Source organism: Maribacter vaceletii (assembly GCF_003634105.1).
Classification (GTDB): Bacteria; Bacteroidota; Bacteroidia; order Flavobacteriales; family Flavobacteriaceae; genus Maribacter_B; species Maribacter_B vaceletii.
In genome coordinates, this window is record NZ_RBIQ01000014.1 from 23,574 (window position 1) to 48,347 (window position 24,774).

Below are 24,774 nucleotides of genomic sequence, written 5' to 3' on the forward strand. Positions count from 1 at the left end.
AGAACGCATAAAAATCAATTTCAGTATTTACTATTTTTTTAACCCCTGACATTAGATGTCACTACCTAAAATTAAGTTTGCAACTCAATAATCTAAAAAAACAACAATTATGACAAATGCAGTTAACTGGTTTGAAATTCCTGCAAACAATTACGAAAGAGCTAAAAAATTTTATGAAACAATTTTAGGAGCTATTATTACAGACCACCCTATGCCTGGCCATGGTAATTATGGTGTTTTTTCTTATAACGCGGAAAGCAATTGTGTTGGGGGAGCAATTATTAAAGCAGATGATTATAAACCTTCTACAGAAGGCTCTTTAGTATACCTAAATGGTAGTGATGATTTAAGTGTTGCTTTAGCTAGAGTAGAACCCGCAGGAGGAAAAATAATTATGCCAAAAACCGATATTCAAGAAAATGGTTTTATTGCTCATTTTATAGATACAGAAGGAAATAAAGTTGCTTTACATTCTATGGAATAATAAAAAAATAAGATAGTGAGCCTAAATGTTGGTTCACTATCTTTGGTTCTAATGACACAACTTTCTAGACTTATTGCTATTCTTACGCTATTAAAATCTAAACGAATTTTAACAGCAACAGAACTGTCTCATAAATATAATATTACAGTTAGAACAGTTTATAGAGATATAAAAAAACTAATAGATGCAGGTGTACCTGTTGTTACTATTGAGGGAAAAGGATATTCCTTAATGGATGGTTATACCGTACCTCCTGTACAATTTACAGAAAAAGAAGCTAATGCTTTAATAACGGCACAACATCTAGTAACTAAAAGTAATGATAGCTCTTTTGTAATAGATTATAAAGATGCTCTTATTAAAATAAAATCTGTTTTTAAATCTTCTATTTTAGAAAAAAGCGAACATCTTAGTGATAAAATACATGTTTTTGATACTCGAGAAAAAAACATTGCGAGTAATGCGCTTTCCGAAATTCAGTTAGCAATTACAAATTATAATTATGTAGAAATAAACTATAAAAAAGCAAATGATAACAATATTTCTTTTAGAAAAATAGAACCCTATGCTATTTACTCAACCGAAAATAAATGGATTTTAATTGCTTGGTGTTATATGCGAATAGAATATAGGGCATTTCGTATAGACAGGATACAGCATTTTAAAATACTGCCAGAAACTTTTGAAGATAGAAAGTTTAGCATCCAGGCTTTTTTTCGACAAGACCCATATGATATTAAAAAGAAAAAGTAAACTACCTCGGAGCAAGCCCACGAGGCATTTCTTAGGAAACTAATTTTTATTTCAAGACAAGCCTCGGCGCATTTAAATCTCGATTATCGAGTAAACTTCTAAATACTATATGCAACATTTAAAAAAACTTATTCCTTTATTTTCTATTTTAAAATTAAACCCCACCAATCTTACTATAGAAAAAGAAAGTCTAGAATACGAAGCATGTACTTACAACTTAAATTTTTTTAAAGTTATTAGCCGAAAGGCAAAAGTAACTCCTAAAAAAAATGGACAATTTGTAACTGTCTGGAAAAGAAACCAAGAAAACATAACTACCCCTTTTAATTATGAAGACGATTTTGATTTTATTATCATTTATTGCAAAAAAGGAGAAAATACCGGTGTTTTTATATTTCCAAAACAAATACTAATTCAAGAAAAAATAATTTCTACTAACAAAAGAGATGGAAAGAGAGGGTTTAGAGTGTACCCTTCTTGGGATACACCAACAAATTTAACTGCACAAAACACACAAAATTGGCAACTTAATTACCATATTAAATTATCTTCCCAAGAATAAAAAATTGATTCTTAGGATACATTTTTTATAAAAAACATAAGCCGTTAATTATATTTATCGTAATATTGCAATATATAAATACAAGTGTATGGGATTAGCAAAATCTGAAATGTTTACAGACAAACAAAATTTAATTTCTTCTTATGCCAAAGTGTTTGGACACCCTGCAAGGGTTGCTATTTTAGAACATTTATTTGCAATTAATTCTTGTATTTGTGGTGACTTAGTAGATGTTATAGGCTTAGCCCAACCTACAATTTCTCAGCACTTAAAAGAATTAAAAAATATTGGCCTTATAAAAGGAAATGTAGAAGGTACAAGTGTATGTTATTGTATACATAAAGAAAACTGGACAGCAATGAAAGCTACAATTAACAAATTTCTAGATCAAGACATTAACTGCAATACAGATTGTTGTTGAAAAAAATTTAAACCATTTAATTATAATATTGCAATAAAACGATAATACTATGAAACTATCAGAAATAAAACAGCATTTAAACACATTAGAGAATATTGCTTTTAAACTTCCTAACGGAGAGTTAGTTCCTAAACATTTTCATGTAACCGAAGTTGGAAAAGTAACAAAAAAATTTATTGATTGTGGTGGTACAGTAAGAAACGAAGAAGTAGTTAACTTTCAATTATGGAATGCAAATGATTATGACCACAGATTACATCCTGATAAACTAATACATATTATAGAGCTTTCTGAGAAAACTTTACATATTGGAGATTTAGATATTGAAGTAGAATACCAAGGGGAAACTATTGGAAAATTTGGATTAGATTTTGACGGTACTAGCTTTTTATTAACTGGGAAGCAAACAGATTGCCTTGCAAAAGACAATTGCGGTGTGCCAGAACCAAAGCAAAAAGTTAAACTAAAAGAGTTACAAGCTACTGGAAATTCTTGTGCTCCAAACTCTGGTTGTTGTTAAATTTATAAAACCCTTGTACAAATGTTATACAAAGATATAATTACGCAAATAGAATCTTTAGATACAACAACTATTTCTGAAGAAAGAAAATTAATAGTAACCCCATTAATAGATTTTGTAAAAAGCAAAAAAGAGGCAAAAGAAGATATTAGAATAAATTTTATTTGCACTCACAACTCAAGACGTAGTCATCTATCCCAAGTTTGGGCGCAAACTATTGCTGCATATTTTAATATCAAAAACGTCTTTTGCTATTCTGGCGGCACAGAAGCTACTGCACTTTTTCCAATGGCAGCAAAAGCTTTAACAACTTCTGGTTTTAAAATTGAAACTATCTCAAATGAAAAAAATCCTGTTTATAGTATAAAAAATGGGGATAACAACCACCCTATTATAGGTTTCTCCAAAAAGTATGACGACAGTTTTAATCCAACTTCTAAATTTGCAGCAGTATTAACCTGTTCTAGTGCGGATCAAGGTTGCCCTTTTATTGCCGGTGCTGAAAAAAGAATCCCTATTACTTTTGAGGATCCAAAAGCTTTTGACAATACACCGCAACAGGAAGAAAAGTATCAAGAAAGAAGTATTCAAATAGCAACAGAATTATACTATGTATTTTCCAAAATTAAATAAGAAATGGCAAAAAAATTAAGCTTTCTTGATAGTAAACTAACGTTATGGATTTTCGTGGCTATGATTTTAGGTGTTGGTTTTGGAAATTTTTTCCCACAGTTACCTAAATATATTAATGCTGCAAGTTCAGGAACTACAAATATTCCAATAGCAATAGGATTAATTTTAATGATGTATCCTCCCTTAGCAAAGGTTAATTATAAACTTTTACCAAAAGTATTTAAGGATATTAAAGTACTGTCTATTTCATTAATTCTAAACTGGATTATAGGGCCTGTTTTAATGTTTATTCTTGCAATTACTTTTTTAAAAGAGTATCCAGAATATATGGTTGGCCTAATACTAATTGGATTAGCAAGGTGTATTGCCATGGTATTAGTTTGGAATGATTTGGCAGAGGGAAGTAGTGAATATGGCGCAGGCTTAGTAGCACTAAATAGTATTTTTCAAGTTTTTGCCTATAGCTTTTATGCGTGGCTATTTATTACAATACTGCCTCCCTATTTTGGATTTGAAGGTGCTATTGTAGACATATCTATTGCTACAATAGCAGAAAGTGTTGCTATATATTTAGGAATACCTTTTGCTTTAGGGATACTAAGTAGAATAGTACTTGTAAAACGTAAAGGAGAAAAATGGTATACAGAAAAATTTATACCTACAATTTCCCCATTAACATTAATTTCTCTACTATTTACTATTGTTCTTATGTTTTCTTTAAAAGGAGAATTAATTTTAGAAATTCCTTTAGATGTGCTACGCATAGCCGTACCATTAGTCATTTATTTTGTAGTAATGTTTGGTATTGCCTTTTTTGTAAGTAAAGTTGTTGGTGCTAATTATTCTAAAAATGCTGCAATTTCTTTTACTGCTGCTGGTAATAATTTTGAACTTGCAATAGCGGTTGCAATTGCTGTTTTTGGGTTAAATTCTGGGCAAGCATTTACAGGTGTTATTGGGCCTTTAATAGAAGTTCCTGCACTAATTTTACTAGTTAAAGTTGCTTTTTGGTTAAAACGAAAATACTATTCTTAATAAGTATAGTAATACCAATTTTAAAACATCTTATCTTTAAATATTTTTAACAGATAGGATGTTTTTCTTTTTTAACATACATAAAATACTTAATTAAACAATACTTCGTTATTAGATGGTGTACTATATTTCTTACACATATATGTTGAATTAAAAAAGAAGAAATGATAGCTCCAAAAGACCATTTATATGAAAAAGAACGTGTAAATGCTTTAAAATCTTACAACGTTTTAGACACGCTTCCTGAAGAAGACTATGACAATTTAACCAAGATTGCCGCTCAAATTTGTGGCACCCCTATCTCTTTAGTAAGTCTCTTAGATGAAACCAGACAATGGTTTAAATCTAGACATGGTATAGATGCTACAGAAACCCCTAAGGAATTAGCGTTTTGTGCTCATGCTATAAATTCTGATGATAAAATTTTTAATATAAAAGATGCTAGAGAAGATGAAAGGTTTAAAGAAAACCCTTTAGTTATTAATGATCCAAATGTAATTTTCTATGCAGGTGTTTCGCTAACTAATGACGAGGGTCTTCCTCTTGGAACTCTCTGCGTTATAGATCACAAACCAAGAACTTTAACTCAAACTCAAAAAGATTCTTTAACTGCATTATCCAAACATGTAATGAATCTTTTAGAACTTAGAAAAAATAGAATCTTATTAGAAGATTCTAATAAAGAATTAGCTTTAAAGAATACAGAATTAGAAAATTTTGCATCCACAACTGCTCATGATTTAAAAGCTCCATTAAATAATATTTCTTCTATGTCTGAATTAATTATAGAAAGTTATTCGGACAAACTAGAGGAAGATGGCTCTATAATGCTTGGTTTTATAAAAACATCTTCTGATAAGTTAAAAAAATTGATTGATGGACTATTAAATTACAGTAAAACCTCTTCTTTATTACACTCAGAACGTACAACTGTTACTATAACTACGATAATAGAAGATTTACAAACTTTATATGCCTTTGAAAGTTCTGTAGATTTAGTAGTAAAAACAGACTTAAAAACCATAACTATTAATAAAATTGCACTAGATCAAATTTTAATTAATTTGGTAGGAAATGCAATAAAATATGGTAATAAAGACGATTTAAAAATAATAATAGGAGTTTCTGAAAGTAAAGAAAATTATCATTTTTACGTACAAGATAATGGTCCTGGCATAGCTCTTAATCTACATGACAAAATATTTGAAATTTTTAAAACTGTAGGTGTAAAAGATAAATATGGCCAACAAGGAACTGGAATTGGATTAGCTACCGTAAAGAAAATAGTAGAAAAACTGGGAGGAACAATTTCTGTGGAATCTGAAGAAGGTAAAGGTGCAAAATTCATTTTTAACATTACAAAAGATACAACACCAAATATTCCTTTAGTAAACTACCTCGGGGCAAGCCCACAAGGCATTTATTAGGAAACTAATTTTTGATTTCTAGGCAAGCCTCGGAGCATTTAAATCTCGATTATCGAGTAAAAGAGGCTGCTTTTTAATATTTAGAGACTTTAGATTTTGTCTCATTAAATTGCTGCATCATATCTTCTATAATTTCTTTTGCAGGTTTTATATCAGAAATTAAAGCAGATACCTGCCCTATTTCTAATTCTCCCTCGTCCATATCCCCTTCAAACATTCCTTTTTTGGCTCTTGCCCTTCCTAATAATTCTTTAAGTTCCTTAACAGAAGCCCCAGATTTATATGCGTTTTGAATATCTTGATAAAACTTATTATTTAATAAACGAACAGGGGCTAATTCTTTCAAAGTCAACTTAGTATCCCCTTCCTTGGCGTTTACTACCATTTCTTTAAAACTCCTATGAGAAGAAGCTTCTTTACATGCAACAAACCTACTTCCTACCTGTACAGCATCTGCCCCTAAAACCATAACTGCTAACATTGCATTTCCGGTAGCTATACCTCCTGCAGCTATGATTGGTATTTTTACATGTTTTTTAATTAATGGTATTAATGTAAGTGTTGTAGATTCATCCCTACCATTATGACCACCTGCCTCAAAACCTTCTGCAACTATAGCATCTACCCCAGCTTCTTCTGCTTTTAAAGCAAATTTTAAACTACCAACAACATGTACTACTAGTATACCTTGAGATTTAAGTTTTGATGTCCAAACTTTAGGATTTCCAGCAGAGGTAATTACAATCTTAACTCCAAGTTCTATTACTATATTTATTATCTCTTCTAAATCTGGATATAACATAGGAATATTAACCGCAAATGGTTTATTGGTAGCCTCTTGACACTTAAGAATGTGCTCCCTTAGCACATTAGGATACATACTCCCAGCCCCAATAACTCCTAAACCACCTGCATTAGATACTGCAGATGCTAATCGCCAACCACTTGCCCATATCATTCCGCCCTGAATAATAGGATATTCTATTCCAAATAACTTTAATACTTTATTTTTCATACCCTAAAATAACAATAAAAAATTATGCTATAACACCAGAACCTAGTAACTCATCTTCTACATACCAAGCTACAAATTGCCCTTCAGTAATTGCAGATTGCGGCTCTATAAAATCTACATATAAACCTTTTCTAGTTTTTACAACGGTTGCATCTTCTAAAGCTTGTCTATACCTAATTCGTGCTTTAACTTTTAAAGATTCTCCAGGTTTTAAAGCTAAATCTGGTCGTATCCAATGCGTCTCTTCATTAGATACAAAAAGAGTATTTCTATATAAACCTGGGTGACTTTTTCCTTGCCCTGTATATATTACATTTTCTTCTACATCAGTATCAATTACAAATAATGGTTCTTTTGTTCCTCCTACATTTAAACCTTTTCTTTGTCCTTTAGTAAAATAGTGTGCTCCTTGGTGCTCCCCTACTTTTTTTCCTTCAGAAACAGCATAAACAGGTTTTTCTGAAGAAAAATATAATTTATCTTCCTCCGTATTAAACCCTGCAACTTCTCTAGTATAAAATGGGTGGGTATTTGGTATTTCTACAATAATTCCTTTTTTTGGTTTTAATTTTTGCTGTAAAAAATCAGGTAATCTTACTTTACCTATAAAACATAGTCCTTGGGAATCTTTTTTATCCGCAGTAATTAAATTCATTTTTGCTGCAATTTCTCTAACCTCAGGTTTTTGTAATTCACCTATAGGAAATAAAGTCTTAGATAATTGTTCTTGAGATAATTGGCATAAAAAATAGGATTGGTCTTTATTTTGGTCTTTACCGGATAAAAGCTGGTAAGTTTGTGTTCCATCTTCATTATTTACAATTCCTTTTCTACAATAATGCCCTGTAGCAACATAGTCCGCACCAAGTTGCATTGCTATTTTCATAAAAACATCAAACTTAATTTCTCTATTGCAAAGTACATCTGGGTTTGGTGTTCTACCCATTTCATACTCTCTAAACATATAATCTACAATACGTTCCTTATACTCTGCACTTAAATCTACCGTCTGAAAAGGAATTCCAAGCTTCTCTGCTACGATTAGAGCATCATTACTATCTTCTAACCATGGACATTCTTCGGATATTGTAACAGAATCATCATGCCAATTTTTCATAAAAAGGCCTATAACGTCATATCCCTGCTCCTTAAGAAGGTATGCTGCAACACTTGAATCTACTCCTCCAGAAAGACCTACAACTACTTTTTTCATTCTAAAAATTATATAGCCTACAAAAGTACAAAATTACCATCTTAGAATTTTCAAATTTAATTTTCTCTTCAAAAATTATGTTTTGTTTAATTTTTTTATATATTTGTTAAACAATAAACAACTATTTATCTAACATATACTTTATTAATAACCAATAGTTTACATAATAAATATTAATTGTTGTTTATTAATTTGTTATAAAAATTAAACATTATACTAAAATTTAAGCCATGGAAAAACTATTAAAAATGAAACGTTACTTATTACTATCCTGTTTTTGTATTACACTTTTTTCTTGTGATAAAAACGATGATGTAACAGAAGAAAAATCAACCGAACTTAGCATTACTGCAACAGCCCAAGCAACAGAATCTCTAAGCTCTTTAGTTGCTGCTCTAATACAGGCCGATGCAGGCTTAGTTGAAGCTCTAGATGATAAAAACGCTACCTACACTGTTTTTGCGCCAACTAATGATGCTTTTACTACCCTATTAGGAAATTTAGATGATTTTAACTCTCTGGAAGATTTTGATACAGAAGAAGAAAAAGCTCTACTTGCTCAAATTCTTAAATATCATGTTATAACAGATATTGCTGCAAAATCTACAGATTTAAATGATGGCCAAATGATAACCACACTGCAAGAGGAAGATGTAACTATTGCTTTAGAATCCTCTTCAGTTAATATCATAGACAAAACAGAAACAAAAGCTACTGTTACTGCAGCAGACATAATTGCTACTAATGGTGTTGTTCACCTTGTAGATAAAGTACTTTTACCGCAGACGGTTATTGATGCCATTAACTCTCCTGGTAACTTAGTTAGTATTTTAATAGAAACCGAGCCGCTTTCCATATTAAAAGATGCTGTGATAAAAGCAGACTTAGTAGAGACTTTATCTAGTGAAGGCCCTTTTACTGTATTTGCGCCAACAAATGATGCTTTTGCTGCATTATTAGATGTTTTAGGTGATGATTATAATAGTTTAGATGATTTTGATACTGAAGAAGAAATAAATTTATTAAAAAATATTCTTCTTTTTCATGTTATACCAAATGCTACTGTAAAAGCAGGAGATTTAACTGCAGGAGAAGTAGGAACCGCATTTACAAACAACTCTGTTAGTATTATAGATAACCAAGGAACATTTGTTATAGTAGATGCATCTGAAGCTAATACAAACATAACTGGTACAGATATTATAGCTTCAAACGGAGTAGCACACACCATAGATAAAGTACTTTTACCGCAAGTAGCAATTGATTTTGTTACGAACTTAAATCTTAAAACAATAGTAGAATTAGCTGTTGAAACTAACGATTTAAGTGTTCTAGTTAGCACTTTACAACAAGCAGATGCTGGCCTAGTTGAAACCTTGTCTGGAGATGGACCATTCACTGTTTTTGCACCAACAAATGATGCTTTTATTGCATTATTAGAAAGTTTAGGAGATGAATATAATGCTGTAAGTGATTTTGATACAGATGAAGAAAAAGCTCTACTTGTAAAAATACTTACCTATCATGTAATTGGTAACACTACCGCTTTATCTACAGATTTATCTAACCACCAAGAGATTACAACGCTACAATCTGAAAATATTACGATTAACTTAACGGGTGGAGTTTATATAAATGATGCAACAGATACTCCTGCACAAGTAACAGCTGCAGACGTTATTGCTAGTAACGGTGTGGTTCATATTATTGATAAAGTATTATTACCTCAAGAAGTTTTAGACATACTAAATCCTAATATTGTTGCAACAGCACAAAGTGTTTCAGATTTGAGTCTTTTAGTTGAAGCTCTTATACAAGCTGATGCAGGTTTGGTAGATACTCTATCTGGCGAAGGACCATTTACTGTATTTGCTCCAACAAATGCTGCATTTACAAGTCTATTAGATCTATTAGGGAATGATTATAATAGTTTAGAAGATTTTGACACCCCTGAAGAGAAGACAATTTTAACAAAAATACTAACATACCATGTTATTTCTGGTGCTAGCGTAAAATCTACAGATTTAACAGACCATCAAGAAATAATTCCATTACAAGGAGAATCTATTTTTGCCTTAGTAGGTAATAGTATAGGGTTAAGAGATAAGACTTCTACCGATGCAAATGTTACAACTGCAGATGTTATGACAAGCAATGGTATTGTACATATAATAGATAAAGTTTTATTGCCCCAAGAAGTTCTTGATGCATTAGGACATTAAAAAACCCCGAGATATTAACTAACCATAGTTTTTATTTCATTTTAAGCCCCTGCATTACTATAATATAGTTTTGTTTGGGGTTTTATTTTGGTCAAATAGCAAAAATGTAAGAAAAAACTTTCCTTAACTCCCTACCCCTTACCTACTAAAAAAAACAAACAACATTATACCTCCCTTTAGCATACAAAATTACCTATTTGACAACTAATACTTTTTAAAACTTTAAAAGGGTTGCATATTTGGAATCCCAAATCTTACCATAGACTTTTAACAAAAAGAGGCTCCTATTAAAATAGGAGCCTCTTTTTTATACGCTAAGCATTATTATTTCTTTTTCTGCGCTTCAGCTTGTTCCATCATTTCACGCATTTTCTTTTGGAATTTGTTTTCCTTTTTAGGTTTGGTTTTATTTTCTTGTATTTGCGCATGAATTTTAGCATCATCTAAAATAAATTTCTTAATAACCAACATAATTCCTATTGTAATTAAGTTAGATACAAAATAATACAAACTTAATCCACTTGCATAATTATTAAAGAAAAACAACATCATAAAAGGCATTAAATACATAATAAATTTCATGTTAGGCATACCCGGTTGTTGTGGCATATTTTGCCCTGTAGTCATTTGCATATAAAAGAATATTGCTATAGATGCTAGTATTGGAAATAAACTAATATGATCCCCATAAAAAGGAATAGAAAATCCTTCTGGGAATTGATAAATAGTATCAAAAGAAGAAAGGTCATCTGCCCATAAAAATGATTTTTGCCTAAGCGCAAAAGACGTTGGAAAAAACATGAATAATGCATAAAAAATAGGCATTTGTATGAATGCTGGTATACAACCACTCATAGGACTCACTCCTGCTTTGTTATACAGCTTCATAGTTGCTTGCTGCTTTTTCATTGCATTGTCTTTATACTTTTCTCCAAGCTCTGTAATTTCTGGTTTTAACACCTTCATTTTAGCTTGTGATAAGTACGACTTGTAAGTTACTGGAGACATTGCCAAACGAACTAAAATAGTCATCACAACAATTGCAATACCATAAGGCAAGAAAGAACTTAGTAAAGAATAAAATGGTGTAAATATATATCTATTTATCCATCCAAAAATACCCCAACCAAAAGGTATAGAGTCTTCTAGACCTAATTCTTTATACTGCGATAAAACCTTTACATCTGTTGGACCATAATACCAATTTAAATTTTCAGAAATTTCGCCTCCTTTAATTTCTAAAGGCACTACAGAGCTATATTCTTTTGTAAACTTATCTGTTTTATTTTCTTCCTCTACTAAATTTACAGAAGCTAAATCTGCACTTTTAAAAGAAGTATCATTTGCTAAGATTGAACTAAAGAAATGCTGTCTGTAAGACAACCATTTAACATCTTCTTCTTTCTCATCATCATCACTACTTTCAGAAAGTTTACTTATTTTACCATCTTCATGATTATACGTTAACCTAGTATACCTGTTTTCATATTGTATACTTTTAGAATGACGTATTCCTTTTAATTTCCATGATAATTTCACAGGTTGACTTGCATTAATCACCCCATTTAATCCTTGCGATTTTACAGAAAAATCTATTAAATAATCTCCCTGCTTCATTTCGTAACGATACTCTAAAAACTGATTAGCAGAAACCTTTGCTTTCATAGAAAGCACAGAGTTACCGTTATTCTCTGTTAAAGTAGGCTCAAAATATAAATCTTGTGTATTTAGAACTCTATTATCTGATGTTGAAAAATTTAACCCAAAAGAAGCATTACCATCTTTTACCAAATAAACCGGGATAGAGTCATAGGTAACAAAGGTTTTCATCTTTGCTTCTATAATTTGACCTCCTTTATTACTAACTCTTAAATAAACTAAATCATTTTGTATTTCAGTAATACCCTCAGAAGGAGCAGTATAACCAAAAGCACCTATAGTACTTTTATAATTAGCAACTGCAGTAGAATCTTGTAAATTTATTACAGGAGTTTTATTTTCCTCTGTTACATGAGCATTCTGATTTTCTGATGCCTCTTTTGCTTCTAAAAGTTCTTGTTTAGCTTTCTGAGCCTCTACCTCTTCTGGAGTTGGCTTGTTTTGATAAAACATGAAAAGGAGAATTCCAAAAATAAGCACAAAGCCAATAATAGATTTTACATCTAGTTTTTTTTCTTCCATAAGGATAACCTAATTATAATTCGGTAATTTATTTGTTAAAATTGGTGCAAAAATAAGCCCAATTATTTTTTTATGCCATTGTGGCACTACTCTTCTTTTTTATGACGTAAGGCTGCTTTAACAAACCCAACAAATAAAGGGTGCGGATTTGCAACTGTACTTTTGTATTCTGGGTGGTATTGCACACCTATAAACCAAGGATGACTAGCAATTTCTACAATTTCTACCAATCCAGTTTCTTTATTAATACCAGATGCTATTAAACCTGCAGCTTCTAATTGTTCTTTGTAATCATTATTAAACTCATATCTATGACGGTGCCTTTCTGTAATATCTAACTGGTTATCATACACTTTAGAAACAAGGCTATTTTCTACTAAATGACAATCCCAAGCACCTAAACGCATAGTACCCCCTTTATTAGTTATTGTTTTTTGCTCTTCCATTAAATTAATGACAGGGTCTGATGTGTTTTCTTCCATCTCGGTAGAATTAGCATCAGCAAGACCTAAAACATTTCTAGAATATTCTATAACCGCCATTTGCATTCCAAGACAAATTCCTAAAAAAGGAACTCCTTTTTCTCTTGCAAACTGCACTGCCTTAACTTTTCCTTCTATACCTCTTTCTCCAAAGCCTGGCGCCACCAAAATACCATCTAAGCCAGATAATTTATTTTCAAAATTACTTTTGGTTAAATACTCCGAGTGTATAGATTTTACATTTACACGAACTTCATTTACTGCTCCTGCATGTATAAAAGCTTCTAAGATAGATTTATAAGAATCTTGTAATTCTACATATTTACCAATTAGACCTATAGTTACTTCATTTTTCGGATTCTTGTGTTTTCTTAAAAAATCTTTCCAAGTACCTAGGTCTGGCTCTACTGTATCTGGTAAAGCTAGTCTTTTTAAAGTTACAGTATCTAACCCTTCTTGTTGCATTAAAATAGGAACATCATAAATTGTAGAGGCATCTATAGATTGTATAACCGCTTCTCTTTTTACGTTGCAAAAAAGTGCAAGTTTCTTTTTTATATCGTCCGATATTTCATGTTCTGTTCTACAAACAAGAATATCTGCCTTAATACCACTTTCCATTAATGTTTTAACGGAGTGTTGCGTAGGCTTTGTCTTTAATTCGCCAGCTGCAGAAAGGTAAGGCACTAATGTTAAGTGTATGACAATACCATTATCATCTCCTAACTCCCAAAGCAACTGCCTTACAGCTTCTATATATGGTAAAGACTCTATATCACCAACAGTACCACCAATTTCTGTAATTACAATATCGTAATCTCCAGATTTTCCTAAAAGCTGAATTCGGTGCTTAATTTCATTAGTAATATGAGGTACAACCTGTACTGTTTTTCCCAGAAACTCTCCTCTGCGCTCTTTTTCTATTACACTTTGATAAATTCTACCAGTAGTAACATTATTAGCCTGTGAGGTTCTAACATTCAAAAAACGTTCGTAATGCCCAAGGTCTAAATCTGTTTCTGCACCATCATCGGTAACATAACATTCTCCGTGTTCATAAGGATTAAGTGTTCCAGGATCCACATTAATGTAGGGATCTAGCTTCTGAATCGTAGTTCTATAGCCACGAGCTTGCAACAATTTTGCAAGAGAAGCTGCTATTATTCCTTTTCCTAGAGAAGATGTAACCCCACCGGTTACAAAAATGTATTTAGTCTGTGACATGAAGCGTTAGGTTGTTTTCTTAACGCAGGCAAAAATACAAATTGCTAGAAGATATTATAGATAATCCTTAGGAAAATCTTTCTGTATTTTATAAATCAGAGATTCTAGACCGTTAACTTTAATTTCATGCATAGCACTAAGTAAGTTCCCTAGTTTTCCTTCTGGAAATCCTTTTTGATAAAACCAAGTATAATATGGTTCCGGTATATCTACCAAATAACGTCCTTTATATTTTCCATAAGGCATTCTATAATGAGCCAATTCTATAAGTTTCTTTTTATCTGGTTCTATTTTCATTTTCTTATTTATTACCATATCTTTATTCACGTACACAATACACTTATTACAACTATTTTACATACAAATAATTACAAACCAGTAAATTAACAACATGAAAAGAAGAACATTTATTGGCACATCTGCCGCAGCATCTGTTGGCTTAGTTGCTTGCAAAACCGCTAGTGCGCAAGAAAAAAAGCAAGATATGGGATTTAAACTTAAAAATAACATTAACCACAGTGTTTGCCATTGGTGTTTTAAAGATATTCCTTTAGAGGATTTTTTAAAAACCTTAAACGAACTAGGTGTAACCGCTGTAGATTTAATGGGACCCGAGGAATGGCCGTTATTAAAAAAATATAATATTCATAGTGCCATGTGTAATGGTGCAGAAATAGGGCTTACAAAAGGTTGGAATAATCCTGAATACCATGAAACATTAATTAAAAACTACACAGATATTATCCCAAAAGTAGCCGAGGCAGGCTATACAAATCTTATTTGCTTTAGCGGTAATAGAGATGGAATGGATGACAAAACAGGTTTACAAAACTGTGTTACCGGGTTAAAACAAATTATGCCTTTAGCCGAAAAACATGGCGTAGTTTTACAAATGGAACTTTTTAATCAAATTAATCATCCAGATTATATGTGCGATACTTCTGCGTGGGGTATAGAAATATGTAAAGCATTAGGTTCCGAAAACTTTAAATTACTTTATGATATTTACCACATGCAAATTCAGGAAGGTGATATTATACGTTCTATACAAGATAATCACCAATATTTTGGGCACTATCATACTGCTGGTGTTCCTGGGAGACATGAGATTGATGAAAGTCAAGAATTATATTACCCTGCTATTATGAAAGCTATTTTAGCTACTGGTTATAAAGGATATGTTGCACAAGAATTTATTCCTGCAAGGGAAGGTAAATTAGACTCCTTAAAACAAGGGTTTTTAATTTGTGATGTTTAAAGAAAAGAAAGCCCAAGTAAATGTTTACTTGGGCTTTCTTTTTATTTCCTTAAGATTTTAAAGGAACAAGCTTTTTATTTTCTTTTTCTTTGATTTTAATTTCCTCCTCTACACTGTAATTAGAGTTCTCTACATTCGTATCTAACATATCTATTAGATTGTTTGCCTCCACAAATATATCTTGAATATCATGTAAAAGCAACATAGCAGATAATCCTGTTAAAAATTTAAGGTATCCTATTATCATAATATTTTGGGTATATAACTTATTAACTAAATCTGGATATTCTTTTAATACTTCTGCTGGTTTTTCTGTAACTAAAGATGCTACAAGTTTTTCACGATTTGTTTTATCTTTTATTTTATCAAAGGCCTTTTTGGCTTGTTCATAATAAAATACATCAGAATTTCTTTTCCCAAATTCCTTTTCAAAGGTTTCTTTTAATTGGTTTACATCATACTTAAGCTCTATTTCTTCTTCATTGTCTTCGATAACATCTTTAAAAGTAAAATCTTTAGAGTCCCCCAAAAACCTAACAATTTGATTTAATGTTCTTATTGAGGGATGATGAACACAATCAGAAATTATTTCTTCCAATTCTGTATTTTCATCCAAAACATCTCTTAAACGAAATAACCTTTCAACTGTTTTTTCACAAATGGTAACACAATCATGGTCTTCTATCCTATGAATAAAAACTGACCTAATTTCTCCCAATTCTTTTTGTTTTTCTACAATTTGGTCCATTACATACATAAACCCGCTTAGCTGCTTTACTTGCACTTTTGTTAGTTTAGACATACTGTTTTTATTTAGAATTAAACTCTATATAAAAGTACAAATATTTATTTCCCAACCTTACTTATTCTATTTAAATATCTATCATGTCTGGACATGTTAACAGACATGACCCTACATGTAGCACATGTCGCTCTATGCCTTCTTTTATTTGACCATTATTAATTCTTAAATATTTAATTATGAGAACATTTATGAAGATTACCACAGGGTGCTTATTAATGGTAAGTTTATTCTCTTGTGAAGCCGAAGACAACCTTTTATATGATGGGGTTCCTAAAGAAAAGATTGTTATTCCAGAAACGGAACTTAATGCAGCAGATGATTCTCCTATAAGACTACCAAGCGGTGGTGCTTAATGTTTTTTTTAGCATACTCTCATAGTAATTTAATTACTATGAGAGTATGCTTTTAAATTCCTGATAATTGTTTTAAAAACTGTTCTTTTCTTCTTACAGCTATTTCTACTGAAGAACCATCTTGCATTAACACATATCCTCCTTTTCCTTTTACATATTTCTCTACCATAGATAAATTGATTAGATGAGAATGATGGGTTCTAAAAAAACCATGTGCTTCTAACAAACCTTCAAAATACTTTAAGGTTTTTGCTACTGTTATTTTTTTATTCCTTTTTAAATATAAGTGCACATAACTCGTGTCAGACTGGCATCTAATTATATCATGAATATAAACTAGAGTTAAGCCTTCTAATGTTGGAAGCGCAATTTTTTTAGTGTTACTAGTATTAACTTCTTTAAGATTATGGAATAAAGTTTCCATCTTTTTTGATAGTTCTGTTAAAGACGTTTTATTTTTTATTTTTTCTATAGCCCTATCAAAATCTTCTTCATCTATAGGTTTCAGCAAATAATCTAATGCAGAAAATTTAAAAGCTTCAACTGCATAACTTTCATATGCTGTTGTAAAAATAATTTCAAAATTAATTTTAGAAAGTTGTCTCAGTAAATCAAAACCTGTTTCTTCATATATCTGTACATCTAAAAAAACAATATCGGGTTCTTCTTTTTCTAAATACTGTTTTGCTTTAGAAACAGTATTTACTGTATAATCAAGTTGTATTAAACTATTATACTTTTTTAAAAGCTTTGTTATCCTATCTACACAATGCTGTTCATCATCTACAATAATTGCTTTTAACATATTTCTAAAATCTTAACTCTAAAGGTATTTTTACTTCAATCCTTACCCCTTGGACTTTATCAATCATTTTTACACTATTGTTAAAGCCATCTTGGTTATTAATAATTGCTAATCTGTTTTTAGTAATATTTACACCCATTGCGGTATGGTTTGGTAATTGTTTTAATCCTTTTTTTCTCCCAACTCCATCATCATCTACACTAAAAACTACATGTTTTTCATTTTTTTTGGCACAAATCTTAATTGTTCCTTTGCCTTCTTTTTTAGCTATACCATGCCAAATACTATTTTCTATAAATGGTTGTAAAATAAGAGGAGGAACCATAGTATTTTCTACATCTATGCTCTTATCTATAAGAAAGGTATAAAATATTTTATCTTTTAATCTTAAAGATTCTATTTCAATATACAATTTAGTCAACTCTAAATCTTCCTCTAAACTTATCCATTTTTTTTCAGAATTTTCAAGAATGGAACGAATTAATTTTGAAAACTTTATTAAGTACTCATTTGCCGTTTCCAAATCATTTTTTATCATGTAATCTCCTATAGAGCTCATTGCATTAAATATAAAATGCGGATTCATTTGCGAACGCAGTGCTTTTAATTCTGTTTCAGCAACTTTAGTTTTAAATTCTGCTATTTTTCTATACTCTATAGCATCTCTTTTCCTTTTATATAACACATAAGCAATAATAGAACCTAACACCACAAATATAGCAGCCGTTAAAATTAAGTTTGCATAAAGTTTTTCCTTCTCTAGTTCTGCCTTAGCTTTAGCCTCTTGTCTCTCTAACTTAAAGGCCATCTCTTTTCTGGTTAGTGCTACTTTTTTATCTTCGCTTTGTATACTGTCCTTTAATTGTATGTAATTTTTATATGCCTTTAAAGCGTCTTTAGTTTTTCCTTTTTTCTCAAAAACATCACTTAATAACTTCCAGGAATCTGCTTGCCATTCTACCGTATTTATTTCTTTTGCTAACTGTAAAGCTTTTTCACTATACACTTGGGCTTCATCATATTTACCTAATTTAATGTGTAGCTCGCTTATACTATTTAGTGCAGAAGATGCAACATACTTATCTTTAATATCTTCGGCTATTTTGGCAGACTCTTCATAAAAACTCAAAGCCTTATTATAATCTTCCTTAAGTTTGTAAGCATCTCCTAAGTTCTTAATTATAGAAGCAATTAATCGTTTATTACTTTCATCTTTAGCTAATAACAGAGCCTTATTAAAGTATACAATACCCTTTTCTATCTTATTAAGGTCTACATAAACATATCCAATATTGGAAAGTGCATTTATGTTATTTTCCTTATTACCAACCTGCTCAGAAATATGCAGACATTGTTTGTAATTCTCTAACGCTTTCGCATATTGCTTAAAGTCTGCATGTACATTTCCTAAATTATTGTATATACTAGCTATTAGCAGTTTATCCTTTACATTTTTATTTTCTGCAATTTTTAATGCTTCTTGCCAAGTATCTACCGCACTTAAATAATCTCTTTGCACATAATAATTAACTCCTTTTTGTCTTAAGCTAACTACTAACCCCCAATCCCATTGTATTTCCTTTGCTATATCTACAGCTTCATTAACATAAACAAATGCATCTTGCTCGTTTTCATAGATAGAATTCCAAGCTGCATTAACTAGCAATCTTGCCCTTACAGAATCTCTCTCCTCATAAACTCTCAATTTAGAAATTATAGAATCTAATTTAGATTGTTGGCTAAATCCTAAAAAGCACAGAAAAAGGAAAAAAACTACAAATAAAGTAGCTTTTTTTTGCTTAATAATCATAGTTTGGTTGTGATGGTTTTTCAAATGTAATTGTTTTTAGTTACTATGGCATTTTTTAAGTAAAAAAATCACACTAAACCCTCTAACCTTTAATAAATTACAGCAATCTCATAAAAAAACCAAAACAGTTATTACCATAATTAGCACACTTAATTGTAAATAAATACCAACTACAAATTCTCTTTGGGTTTACTTTATTTATAAAACTACTTTTAAAACTTTAGAACCAAAACCAAACAACAATATGAGAAATACGTTTTTTTTCTTTTTTATAGTACTACTTGTTAATCTTAAAGTAGCACATGCTCAAAGCTCTAGTAGTAATCAAAAACAAGACAACGGAATTAAAGAAATTAATGATGCAAATAAAACTATTACAAATGCAAATTCATCTATTGAACAAACCAATGAATCTTTAAAAAGTACTATTAACTCTTCTAAGGAAACAATTAATACAATAGGTTCATTATTTGGAACTGGAGACAAGAAAAAAACTCCTAAAGGCACTGTAAACATTACAATACATAATGCAACTTATGATAATGAAAGTATACATTCTTTATACAATCATATTATAAAAACAAGAGGGGTAAAAAAGCCAGTAAAAAAATATAATAGTGGTTTAGTTTCTATATTACTAAACTATAAAGAAAGTGCAGATAACTTATGGCAAATGGTTCCTAAAAGCACACGTAACTCCTTTAAAATGATAGAAATATCGGACAATACAATTGTTGTGAAATATTCCAAATAAAAATAAACTAAAAACCAAATACATTATGAAAAAAACTATTTCTATTATCATATTTACTGCATGTTTAGTTTTTACCAACTGCTCAAAAAAAGACCCTCTAGGTGTCCTAGATAGCTTAGAGGCTATAGAATGTGCAAATAAATTATCAAAAATAGTTGACGATGATTCTGATGATTGTACAGAACTTTTAAAACTAATCAATGAACTAGAAAATTCTTGCAGCAGCTTTTTATCTGACGAAAACAAAAAAAGCATCGCAGAATTAAGAGCTTCTTGTGAAGCAAACTAAAAAAGCAACATAATGAAAAAAATATTTTTTATACTCTTTATTTCTATAACTACTTATGGTTATACACAAGAATTTAATACAGGAACAAATGTTATTAATGCAGGCATTGGTTTTGGAGGTAGTTTTGGAAACTACACAACTTCTTCCCAAAGTCCTAGCTTTAGCGCTACTTATGAAAGAGGTGTATGGGATTTACCAGGTCCAGGAGTTGTAAGTTTAGGTGCTTACTTAGGTACTAAAAGCTATAAATACAACTATACTTTTGGAAATGAAAAATGGAATTATACTATTATTGGTGTTCGTGGAGCATACCATTATACCGGATTAGAAATAAAAAATTTAGATATTTATGCAGGAGCTATGCTCTCTTACAACATACTTTCATATAGCGGAAACACAGGAAATTATGGTAGCAAACCTAGCGGAACTGCTTTTGCAGGCGGTAGGTGGTATTTTACTAAAACTTTTGCAGGTTTTGTAGAGGCTGGTTATGGTGTAGCATATATAAACCTTGGGGCATCTATAAGGTTTTAAATTTACAAGAACTTATTAAGTGAAATCCTGTTCTTTTTAAGATAGAAAAAATGAAAAAAATAATAGCACTTTCATGTTTACTAATTTCAATTTCTTTTCAGAATTGTAGTGATATTACAAACCTTGATGAAGAAGAACAGGAACAAAACGATAAAGATGTAAAACAGGAGTTAGAAGACACCTCTAATCTCCCCTTTAAAGTAAAATGGTCTATAAATAGAACTGAACAGCAAATACAACACGCTTTTAGGAGTTTTCTTCACGTATCAGACAATGGTTTATATTATTATAATCCCGTAGGAGAAAATGGATTCTTAAGACTTAATAAAGAAACTGGAGCAAGTATATGGGCTATACAAGACGAAACTTCTTTTCCTCCTTACGCCTTAAAAAAAGTTGAAAATTATTTATGGGTATTAGCTTTAGATATAAATGACCCTACACTTTTAAAAATAAACCCTGAAAATGGTTCTGTATTATTCTCAAGAAAATCTGGAGTGTATCCTTCTATTGAATCTAATAACTCTTGGTTTGGATTAAGAAAAAAGTCTACCGCACTATTTAATATGGAACTAGAAACAGGAAATGATATTGCAGTTTGCGATGAATTTAAGCTTCATATTATTAGAAACTTCCTTGCTAAGGATAATCAATTGGTCTTAATGGATACCAATAGAAGACTACTCTCTATAAACCCAAATACTTGTTCTATTTTTTGGGAAATTCCAGAATGGGATGAAGCAAACTATGGACACCTTAATTATTTTTCTTTCGCAGTAGATTTAGGCTCCAAAATTTTAAGCACAGGTGCAAGTTATTTTATTATTCGCTCTCCCATTACCGGTGAAGCTGAATTTAAATATCCATTAGATGCTGCCAATAATCTTAAAATTTCACATATGCTTCATGACAAAAATAAAAATGTCTTATTTTTTCATGATAATATTACTGGAAAAGTCTTTGCTTTTAATTGGCTTACTAAAACTATAATTTGGGAGTCTGAAATACAAAACAGAGAAGTTGGCCAATTATTTTTAGTCTCTAATAGATTGTTTTTGTATAGTAAAAACAACAACCTATATGAGATTAACACAGAAAAGGGTAATACTATTTCTGAAAAAGAAATAAAGGTTCTACTCCCTTTTGAAGTTGCTACTGTTTCTTATGCAGTTAATAAATTAGAAGATAGTTATGGTGAAGAATATTTTAGAATATCTGGTGATGAAATTTATTATACTACAGAAAAAAGTACCGTAGTATCTGCAAGACTAGAATAAAACTACTTCAAAGCCTCTCTTATTTTTTTATTCCAACGTAGTTGTTCTTCTAGGTCTCTAGAAAAATTAGTTTCTTTATCATAAAGGTTTTGATAGCTATTAAGCTCGGCCATAACCACATTATAAATAGACTTTACCTCTTTTTTTAAACTACCATGGGTAAAGGTTGTAGCATCTAGTTTTCTCTTTAATTTTCGAGCATAAAGTTCAGAAATATCAAAATGTAATTGCTCATGACTCAAAATAAGAGAATCACACAATGAAGGATTGTACCAAGATTTTTTAGGGTAAAAATAAGCACTAACAATAAAACTTACATTTAGCTCACCTCTTATTCTCTGAGCAGAGTATTTATAAGTAACACCACTAGCGGTTGTTGCAGCCGCTCTACTATGTAAAGGAATCTTTCCTTTAAAATTTTCCCAGGTTAACTTATTGTTCGAATCCCAAAGAATAGTAGTGTAATCTTGTGCACTTAATATAGATACACTAAAAAATATTAATATAAAAAATCTTAGTACATCCAATTGTATATGTTGTTTTATTGCAAACTATTACTCTTCTTTAATTTGTTTTATTCGCATATCATCATAACTCATAATATAAGATGCGTTATTATAATAGCCCTGATTTCCTTTCTTAACATAATTAAAACTATTACCATTATACTCTGTAGACCCAACAACTTTTGAAACAGCAAATAAATTATTCTTATAGGCTAATTTTAATAAAATATCATACGTTAAATCAAACCCTCTTACCGCGTATTTATCTGGAGTATCTCCAAATCTTTTTCTATACTGTTTTACAAAAGAATTAGTTGAGATTTCTTTATATGCAGAAGGGTATGTAAAATTCAAATTAGATAAATGTACATTCGAAATAACATCATTTTCAAATCCTTTATTTCTATTTGTTGTAAACATTTTTACACTTACATCTTTCGTATTTATTGAATTTAAGATAGAGCTTACACTAGATATTAATTTAGGGTTAGCAGTTTCTACAAATACCCAGTTCCCCACTTCTTCTGAAAATAATGCTGTAAGTTTTTCTATATTAATTGCTACATTTTTCTTTTCCTCTTTTATTTCTACAATTTTAGCTTCTGGAAATCTTGTTACTATTTTATCTTCTATAGATTTATTATCCCCATCTGCTATTACTATAATATTTTCATCATCAACTTTCTTTTCTAAATATACAAGCATACGCTCCCTTTGAACTTCATCCGAAGGATAAGAAAAGAAAACATTATTATGACCCATATTATTTTTAACTGGAAAAGGTGCTACTACTGGAACATTACTTCTATTAGCCTGACTACAAACCTCTTTTAATGAAGCCCCATCTATAGGGCCAATAACTGCAGAATAGTCTTCCAAATTTTCTGCATTTAAGATATCTTTTGTTTTTTGTAAATCTAACTGATTATCTAGGGTTTTTACATCTACAGTTACACCTAACTTCTTTAAAGAATCTAACGCAACAAGAGCTCCAGAATATAACCCTAAACTGTATTTTAAATCGTTTCTAGAGCTAATTTTCTTAATTGCATCTTGTTTATTAGACACATCTACCTTATCTAACCTAAAAGGCAAAAGAAATAAAATTTTGGAAGTATTACCTACAACAATACTATCCAAAAGATTCATTTTATCTAAAACTAACGAATTCTTTACTTCAAAATCTCCGGTTTGACTTTTAGGGAGTTTTAATACCATACCAGCTTTTAATCCATCTTTTAAATCTGGATTTAAAACTAGTAATTCTCTATAACTAACCCCTAATTTACGAGTTAAAGAAAATTCTGTTTGTTTTGGTTTTACTACATAAAATATGTAGTTGTCTGTATTTACAACACCTGAATCAACTTTCTTTTCAGGAATACGAAGAACCATCCCTTCTTTTAACCCCCCTCGTTCTTTAATTTCTGGGTTTAGAGTAATTAATTCTTCTGAGGTAAAACCAAATTTTTTCTCTAAGCTATAAAAAGTTTGTCCGGCAGGAACGGTATAGGATTTATACAATTGTACTTGTTGCCCTCCTACACTACTACCTGCTATTTTAGGTAATTTTAACTCGCTTCCTTCTGCTAAATGCGTATTATTTTTAGAAAGTCTAGGATTTAACACTATTAAACTATCTATAGTAATACCGTATTTATGGGCTATACTCCAACGGGTATCTTTTGCAGAAACAAGATACGTTTCATAATCATCCTCATTAATTTTAATTTCTGTAGGTTTTACTCTTTTGTATTTTGGAATACGCAAAACCATCTTCTTTTTTAAGGTAGATGCATAAAGAGAAGGGTTATATTTTTTTATAAGTTCCTCTGTAATATGAAAACGTTTAGCAATACCGTATAAAGTTTCTTTCTTGCGAACTTTATAGCTAGTAAAACCTATTGGTTCTTCTTGCACAGGGTTTTCATCCTTCTCTACTGTTGTTCTTGTCTTTGTTTTTGCTACCTGTTCTACTCTTTTTGGGCTTAAAGGAATAACTAAAATAGTACTTTTTACAAGTGGTTTATTTTTTTGCAATTCTTTATTATAAGTAAGAATATCATCTTGGGAAACTTTATATTGCTTAGCAATAGTTTCTAAAGATTCTCCTCTTTTAACAGCATGCGTTGTAAATTTTTGAGCATTAATAGTATTTCCTATTAAGACAAAAATGATTGCAAAAAAAATGTTTTTAAGTTCTAACTTCAT

Annotated in this window: 25 protein-coding genes; 15 read left to right on the plus strand and 10 right to left on the minus strand. The window is 30.7% G+C overall.

The window, feature by feature from the left end; translation table 11 throughout:
• The first annotated feature begins 109 nt into the window (after positions 1–109).
• The 8 genes from CLV91_RS16380 (at position 110) to CLV91_RS16415 (ending at position 5,835) form a co-directional block, all read left to right on the plus strand.
• A complete protein-coding gene (locus tag CLV91_RS16380) occupies positions 110–484 on the plus strand; it encodes a VOC family protein (RefSeq protein WP_121069312.1) in 375 nt (124 codons plus the stop codon).
• A gap of 15 nt (positions 485–499) precedes the next feature.
• The gene (locus CLV91_RS16385; RefSeq protein WP_245987206.1) at positions 500–1,237 is read left to right on the plus strand and encodes a helix-turn-helix transcriptional regulator; all 738 of its coding nucleotides are present in this window, start codon (positions 500–502) and stop codon (positions 1,235–1,237) included.
• Positions 1,238–1,346: 109 nt separating this feature from the next.
• Positions 1,347–1,799 (plus strand): MepB family protein, encoded by a 453-nt coding sequence (locus CLV91_RS16390; protein WP_121069314.1) that lies wholly within the window; start codon positions 1,347–1,349, stop codon positions 1,797–1,799.
• An 88-nt stretch (positions 1,800–1,887) separates the two neighbouring features.
• Positions 1,888–2,220, plus strand: a complete 333-nt coding sequence (locus CLV91_RS16395) for an ArsR/SmtB family transcription factor (protein WP_121069315.1) — start codon at positions 1,888–1,890, stop codon at positions 2,218–2,220.
• A 49-nt stretch (positions 2,221–2,269) separates the two neighbouring features.
• The gene (locus CLV91_RS16400) at positions 2,270–2,740 is read left to right on the plus strand and encodes a DUF6428 family protein (protein ID WP_121069316.1); all 471 of its coding nucleotides are present in this window, start codon (positions 2,270–2,272) and stop codon (positions 2,738–2,740) included.
• A 21-nt stretch (positions 2,741–2,761) separates the two neighbouring features.
• On the plus strand, positions 2,762–3,373 hold the full coding sequence (locus CLV91_RS16405) for an arsenate-mycothiol transferase ArsC (protein WP_121069317.1): 612 nt from the start codon (positions 2,762–2,764) through the stop codon (positions 3,371–3,373).
• Positions 3,374–3,376: 3 nt separating this feature from the next.
• Positions 3,377–4,408 (plus strand): ACR3 family arsenite efflux transporter, encoded by a 1,032-nt coding sequence (arsB, locus tag CLV91_RS16410; RefSeq protein ID WP_121069318.1) that lies wholly within the window; start codon positions 3,377–3,379, stop codon positions 4,406–4,408.
• A 164-nt stretch (positions 4,409–4,572) separates the two neighbouring features.
• The gene (locus CLV91_RS16415; protein ID WP_121069319.1) at positions 4,573–5,835 is read left to right on the plus strand and encodes a sensor histidine kinase; all 1,263 of its coding nucleotides are present in this window, start codon (positions 4,573–4,575) and stop codon (positions 5,833–5,835) included.
• Positions 5,836–5,908: 73 nt separating this feature from the next.
• On the opposite strand, the gene CLV91_RS16420 is transcribed toward CLV91_RS16415, so the two are convergent.
• Both CLV91_RS16420 and mnmA read right to left on the minus strand, forming a co-directional pair.
• On the minus strand, positions 5,909–6,850 hold the full coding sequence (locus tag CLV91_RS16420; protein WP_121069320.1) for an NAD(P)H-dependent flavin oxidoreductase: 942 nt from the start codon (positions 6,848–6,850) through the stop codon (positions 5,909–5,911).
• 22 nt (positions 6,851–6,872) lie between these two features.
• Complete coding sequence (gene mnmA / locus CLV91_RS16425) at positions 6,873–8,063, minus strand: tRNA 2-thiouridine(34) synthase MnmA (RefSeq protein ID WP_121069321.1); 1,191 nt, start codon at positions 8,061–8,063, stop codon at positions 6,873–6,875.
• 230 nt (positions 8,064–8,293) lie between these two features.
• Here mnmA and CLV91_RS16430 point away from each other — a divergent pair, with 230 nt between their 5' ends.
• On the plus strand, positions 8,294–10,285 hold the full coding sequence (locus tag CLV91_RS16430) for a fasciclin domain-containing protein (RefSeq protein WP_121069322.1): 1,992 nt from the start codon (positions 8,294–8,296) through the stop codon (positions 10,283–10,285).
• A 324-nt stretch (positions 10,286–10,609) separates the two neighbouring features.
• On the opposite strand, the gene yidC is transcribed toward CLV91_RS16430, so the two are convergent.
• From yidC to CLV91_RS16445, 3 genes are all read right to left on the minus strand, one after another.
• Positions 10,610–12,466, minus strand: a complete 1,857-nt coding sequence (gene yidC, locus CLV91_RS16435; protein WP_121069323.1) for a membrane protein insertase YidC — start codon at positions 12,464–12,466, stop codon at positions 10,610–10,612.
• Between the two features lie 86 nt (positions 12,467–12,552).
• Positions 12,553–14,172 carry a CTP synthase gene (locus CLV91_RS16440; RefSeq protein WP_121069324.1) on the minus strand — a complete coding sequence of 540 codons (1,620 nt, stop codon included), beginning with the start codon at positions 14,170–14,172 and terminating at the stop codon, positions 12,553–12,555.
• Between the two features lie 54 nt (positions 14,173–14,226).
• Complete coding sequence (locus CLV91_RS16445; RefSeq protein WP_121069373.1) at positions 14,227–14,469, minus strand: DUF3820 family protein; 243 nt, start codon at positions 14,467–14,469, stop codon at positions 14,227–14,229.
• A gap of 94 nt (positions 14,470–14,563) precedes the next feature.
• Here CLV91_RS16445 and CLV91_RS16450 point away from each other — a divergent pair, with 94 nt between their 5' ends.
• Entirely contained in the window at positions 14,564–15,430 is an 867-nt protein-coding gene (locus tag CLV91_RS16450; protein WP_121069325.1) for a hydroxypyruvate isomerase family protein, read from the plus strand.
• A 49-nt stretch (positions 15,431–15,479) separates the two neighbouring features.
• Here CLV91_RS16450 and CLV91_RS16455 read toward each other — a convergent pair whose 3' ends face one another.
• The gene (locus CLV91_RS16455) at positions 15,480–16,232 is read right to left on the minus strand and encodes a hypothetical protein (protein WP_121069326.1); all 753 of its coding nucleotides are present in this window, start codon (positions 16,230–16,232) and stop codon (positions 15,480–15,482) included.
• Between the two features lie 179 nt (positions 16,233–16,411).
• Here CLV91_RS16455 and CLV91_RS16935 point away from each other — a divergent pair, with 179 nt between their 5' ends.
• On the plus strand, positions 16,412–16,588 hold the full coding sequence (locus tag CLV91_RS16935) for a hypothetical protein (RefSeq protein ID WP_170146778.1): 177 nt from the start codon (positions 16,412–16,414) through the stop codon (positions 16,586–16,588).
• A gap of 52 nt (positions 16,589–16,640) precedes the next feature.
• Here CLV91_RS16935 and CLV91_RS16460 read toward each other — a convergent pair whose 3' ends face one another.
• Together CLV91_RS16460 and CLV91_RS16465 are read right to left on the minus strand one after the other, a co-directional pair.
• Entirely contained in the window at positions 16,641–17,393 is a 753-nt protein-coding gene (locus tag CLV91_RS16460) for a LytR/AlgR family response regulator transcription factor (protein ID WP_121069327.1), read from the minus strand.
• A gap of 4 nt (positions 17,394–17,397) precedes the next feature.
• A complete protein-coding gene (locus CLV91_RS16465; protein WP_121069328.1) occupies positions 17,398–19,203 on the minus strand; it encodes a tetratricopeptide repeat-containing sensor histidine kinase in 1,806 nt (601 codons plus the stop codon).
• Positions 19,204–19,447: 244 nt separating this feature from the next.
• On the opposite strand from CLV91_RS16465, the gene CLV91_RS16470 reads away from it, so the two are divergent.
• From CLV91_RS16470 to CLV91_RS16485, 4 genes are read left to right on the plus strand one after another with little or no spacing between them, the layout of a single operon-like run.
• Positions 19,448–19,957, plus strand: a complete 510-nt coding sequence (locus CLV91_RS16470) for a hypothetical protein (protein WP_121069329.1) — start codon at positions 19,448–19,450, stop codon at positions 19,955–19,957.
• Positions 19,958–19,982: 25 nt separating this feature from the next.
• Complete coding sequence (locus CLV91_RS16475) at positions 19,983–20,246, plus strand: hypothetical protein (RefSeq protein WP_121069330.1); 264 nt, start codon at positions 19,983–19,985, stop codon at positions 20,244–20,246.
• Positions 20,247–20,258: 12 nt separating this feature from the next.
• On the plus strand, positions 20,259–20,780 hold the full coding sequence (locus CLV91_RS16480) for a hypothetical protein (protein WP_121069331.1): 522 nt from the start codon (positions 20,259–20,261) through the stop codon (positions 20,778–20,780).
• A gap of 50 nt (positions 20,781–20,830) precedes the next feature.
• Entirely contained in the window at positions 20,831–22,057 is a 1,227-nt protein-coding gene (locus CLV91_RS16485) for a hypothetical protein (protein WP_121069332.1), read from the plus strand.
• A 2-nt stretch (positions 22,058–22,059) separates the two neighbouring features.
• Here the strand turns inward: CLV91_RS16485 and CLV91_RS16490 are convergent, their stop codons facing one another.
• On the minus strand, positions 22,060–22,584 hold the full coding sequence (locus CLV91_RS16490; RefSeq protein WP_121069333.1) for a DUF922 domain-containing protein: 525 nt from the start codon (positions 22,582–22,584) through the stop codon (positions 22,060–22,062).
• A gap of 27 nt (positions 22,585–22,611) precedes the next feature.
• Positions 22,612–24,774 (minus strand): LysM peptidoglycan-binding domain-containing protein, encoded by a 2,163-nt coding sequence (locus CLV91_RS16495; RefSeq protein ID WP_245987207.1) that lies wholly within the window; start codon positions 24,772–24,774, stop codon positions 22,612–22,614.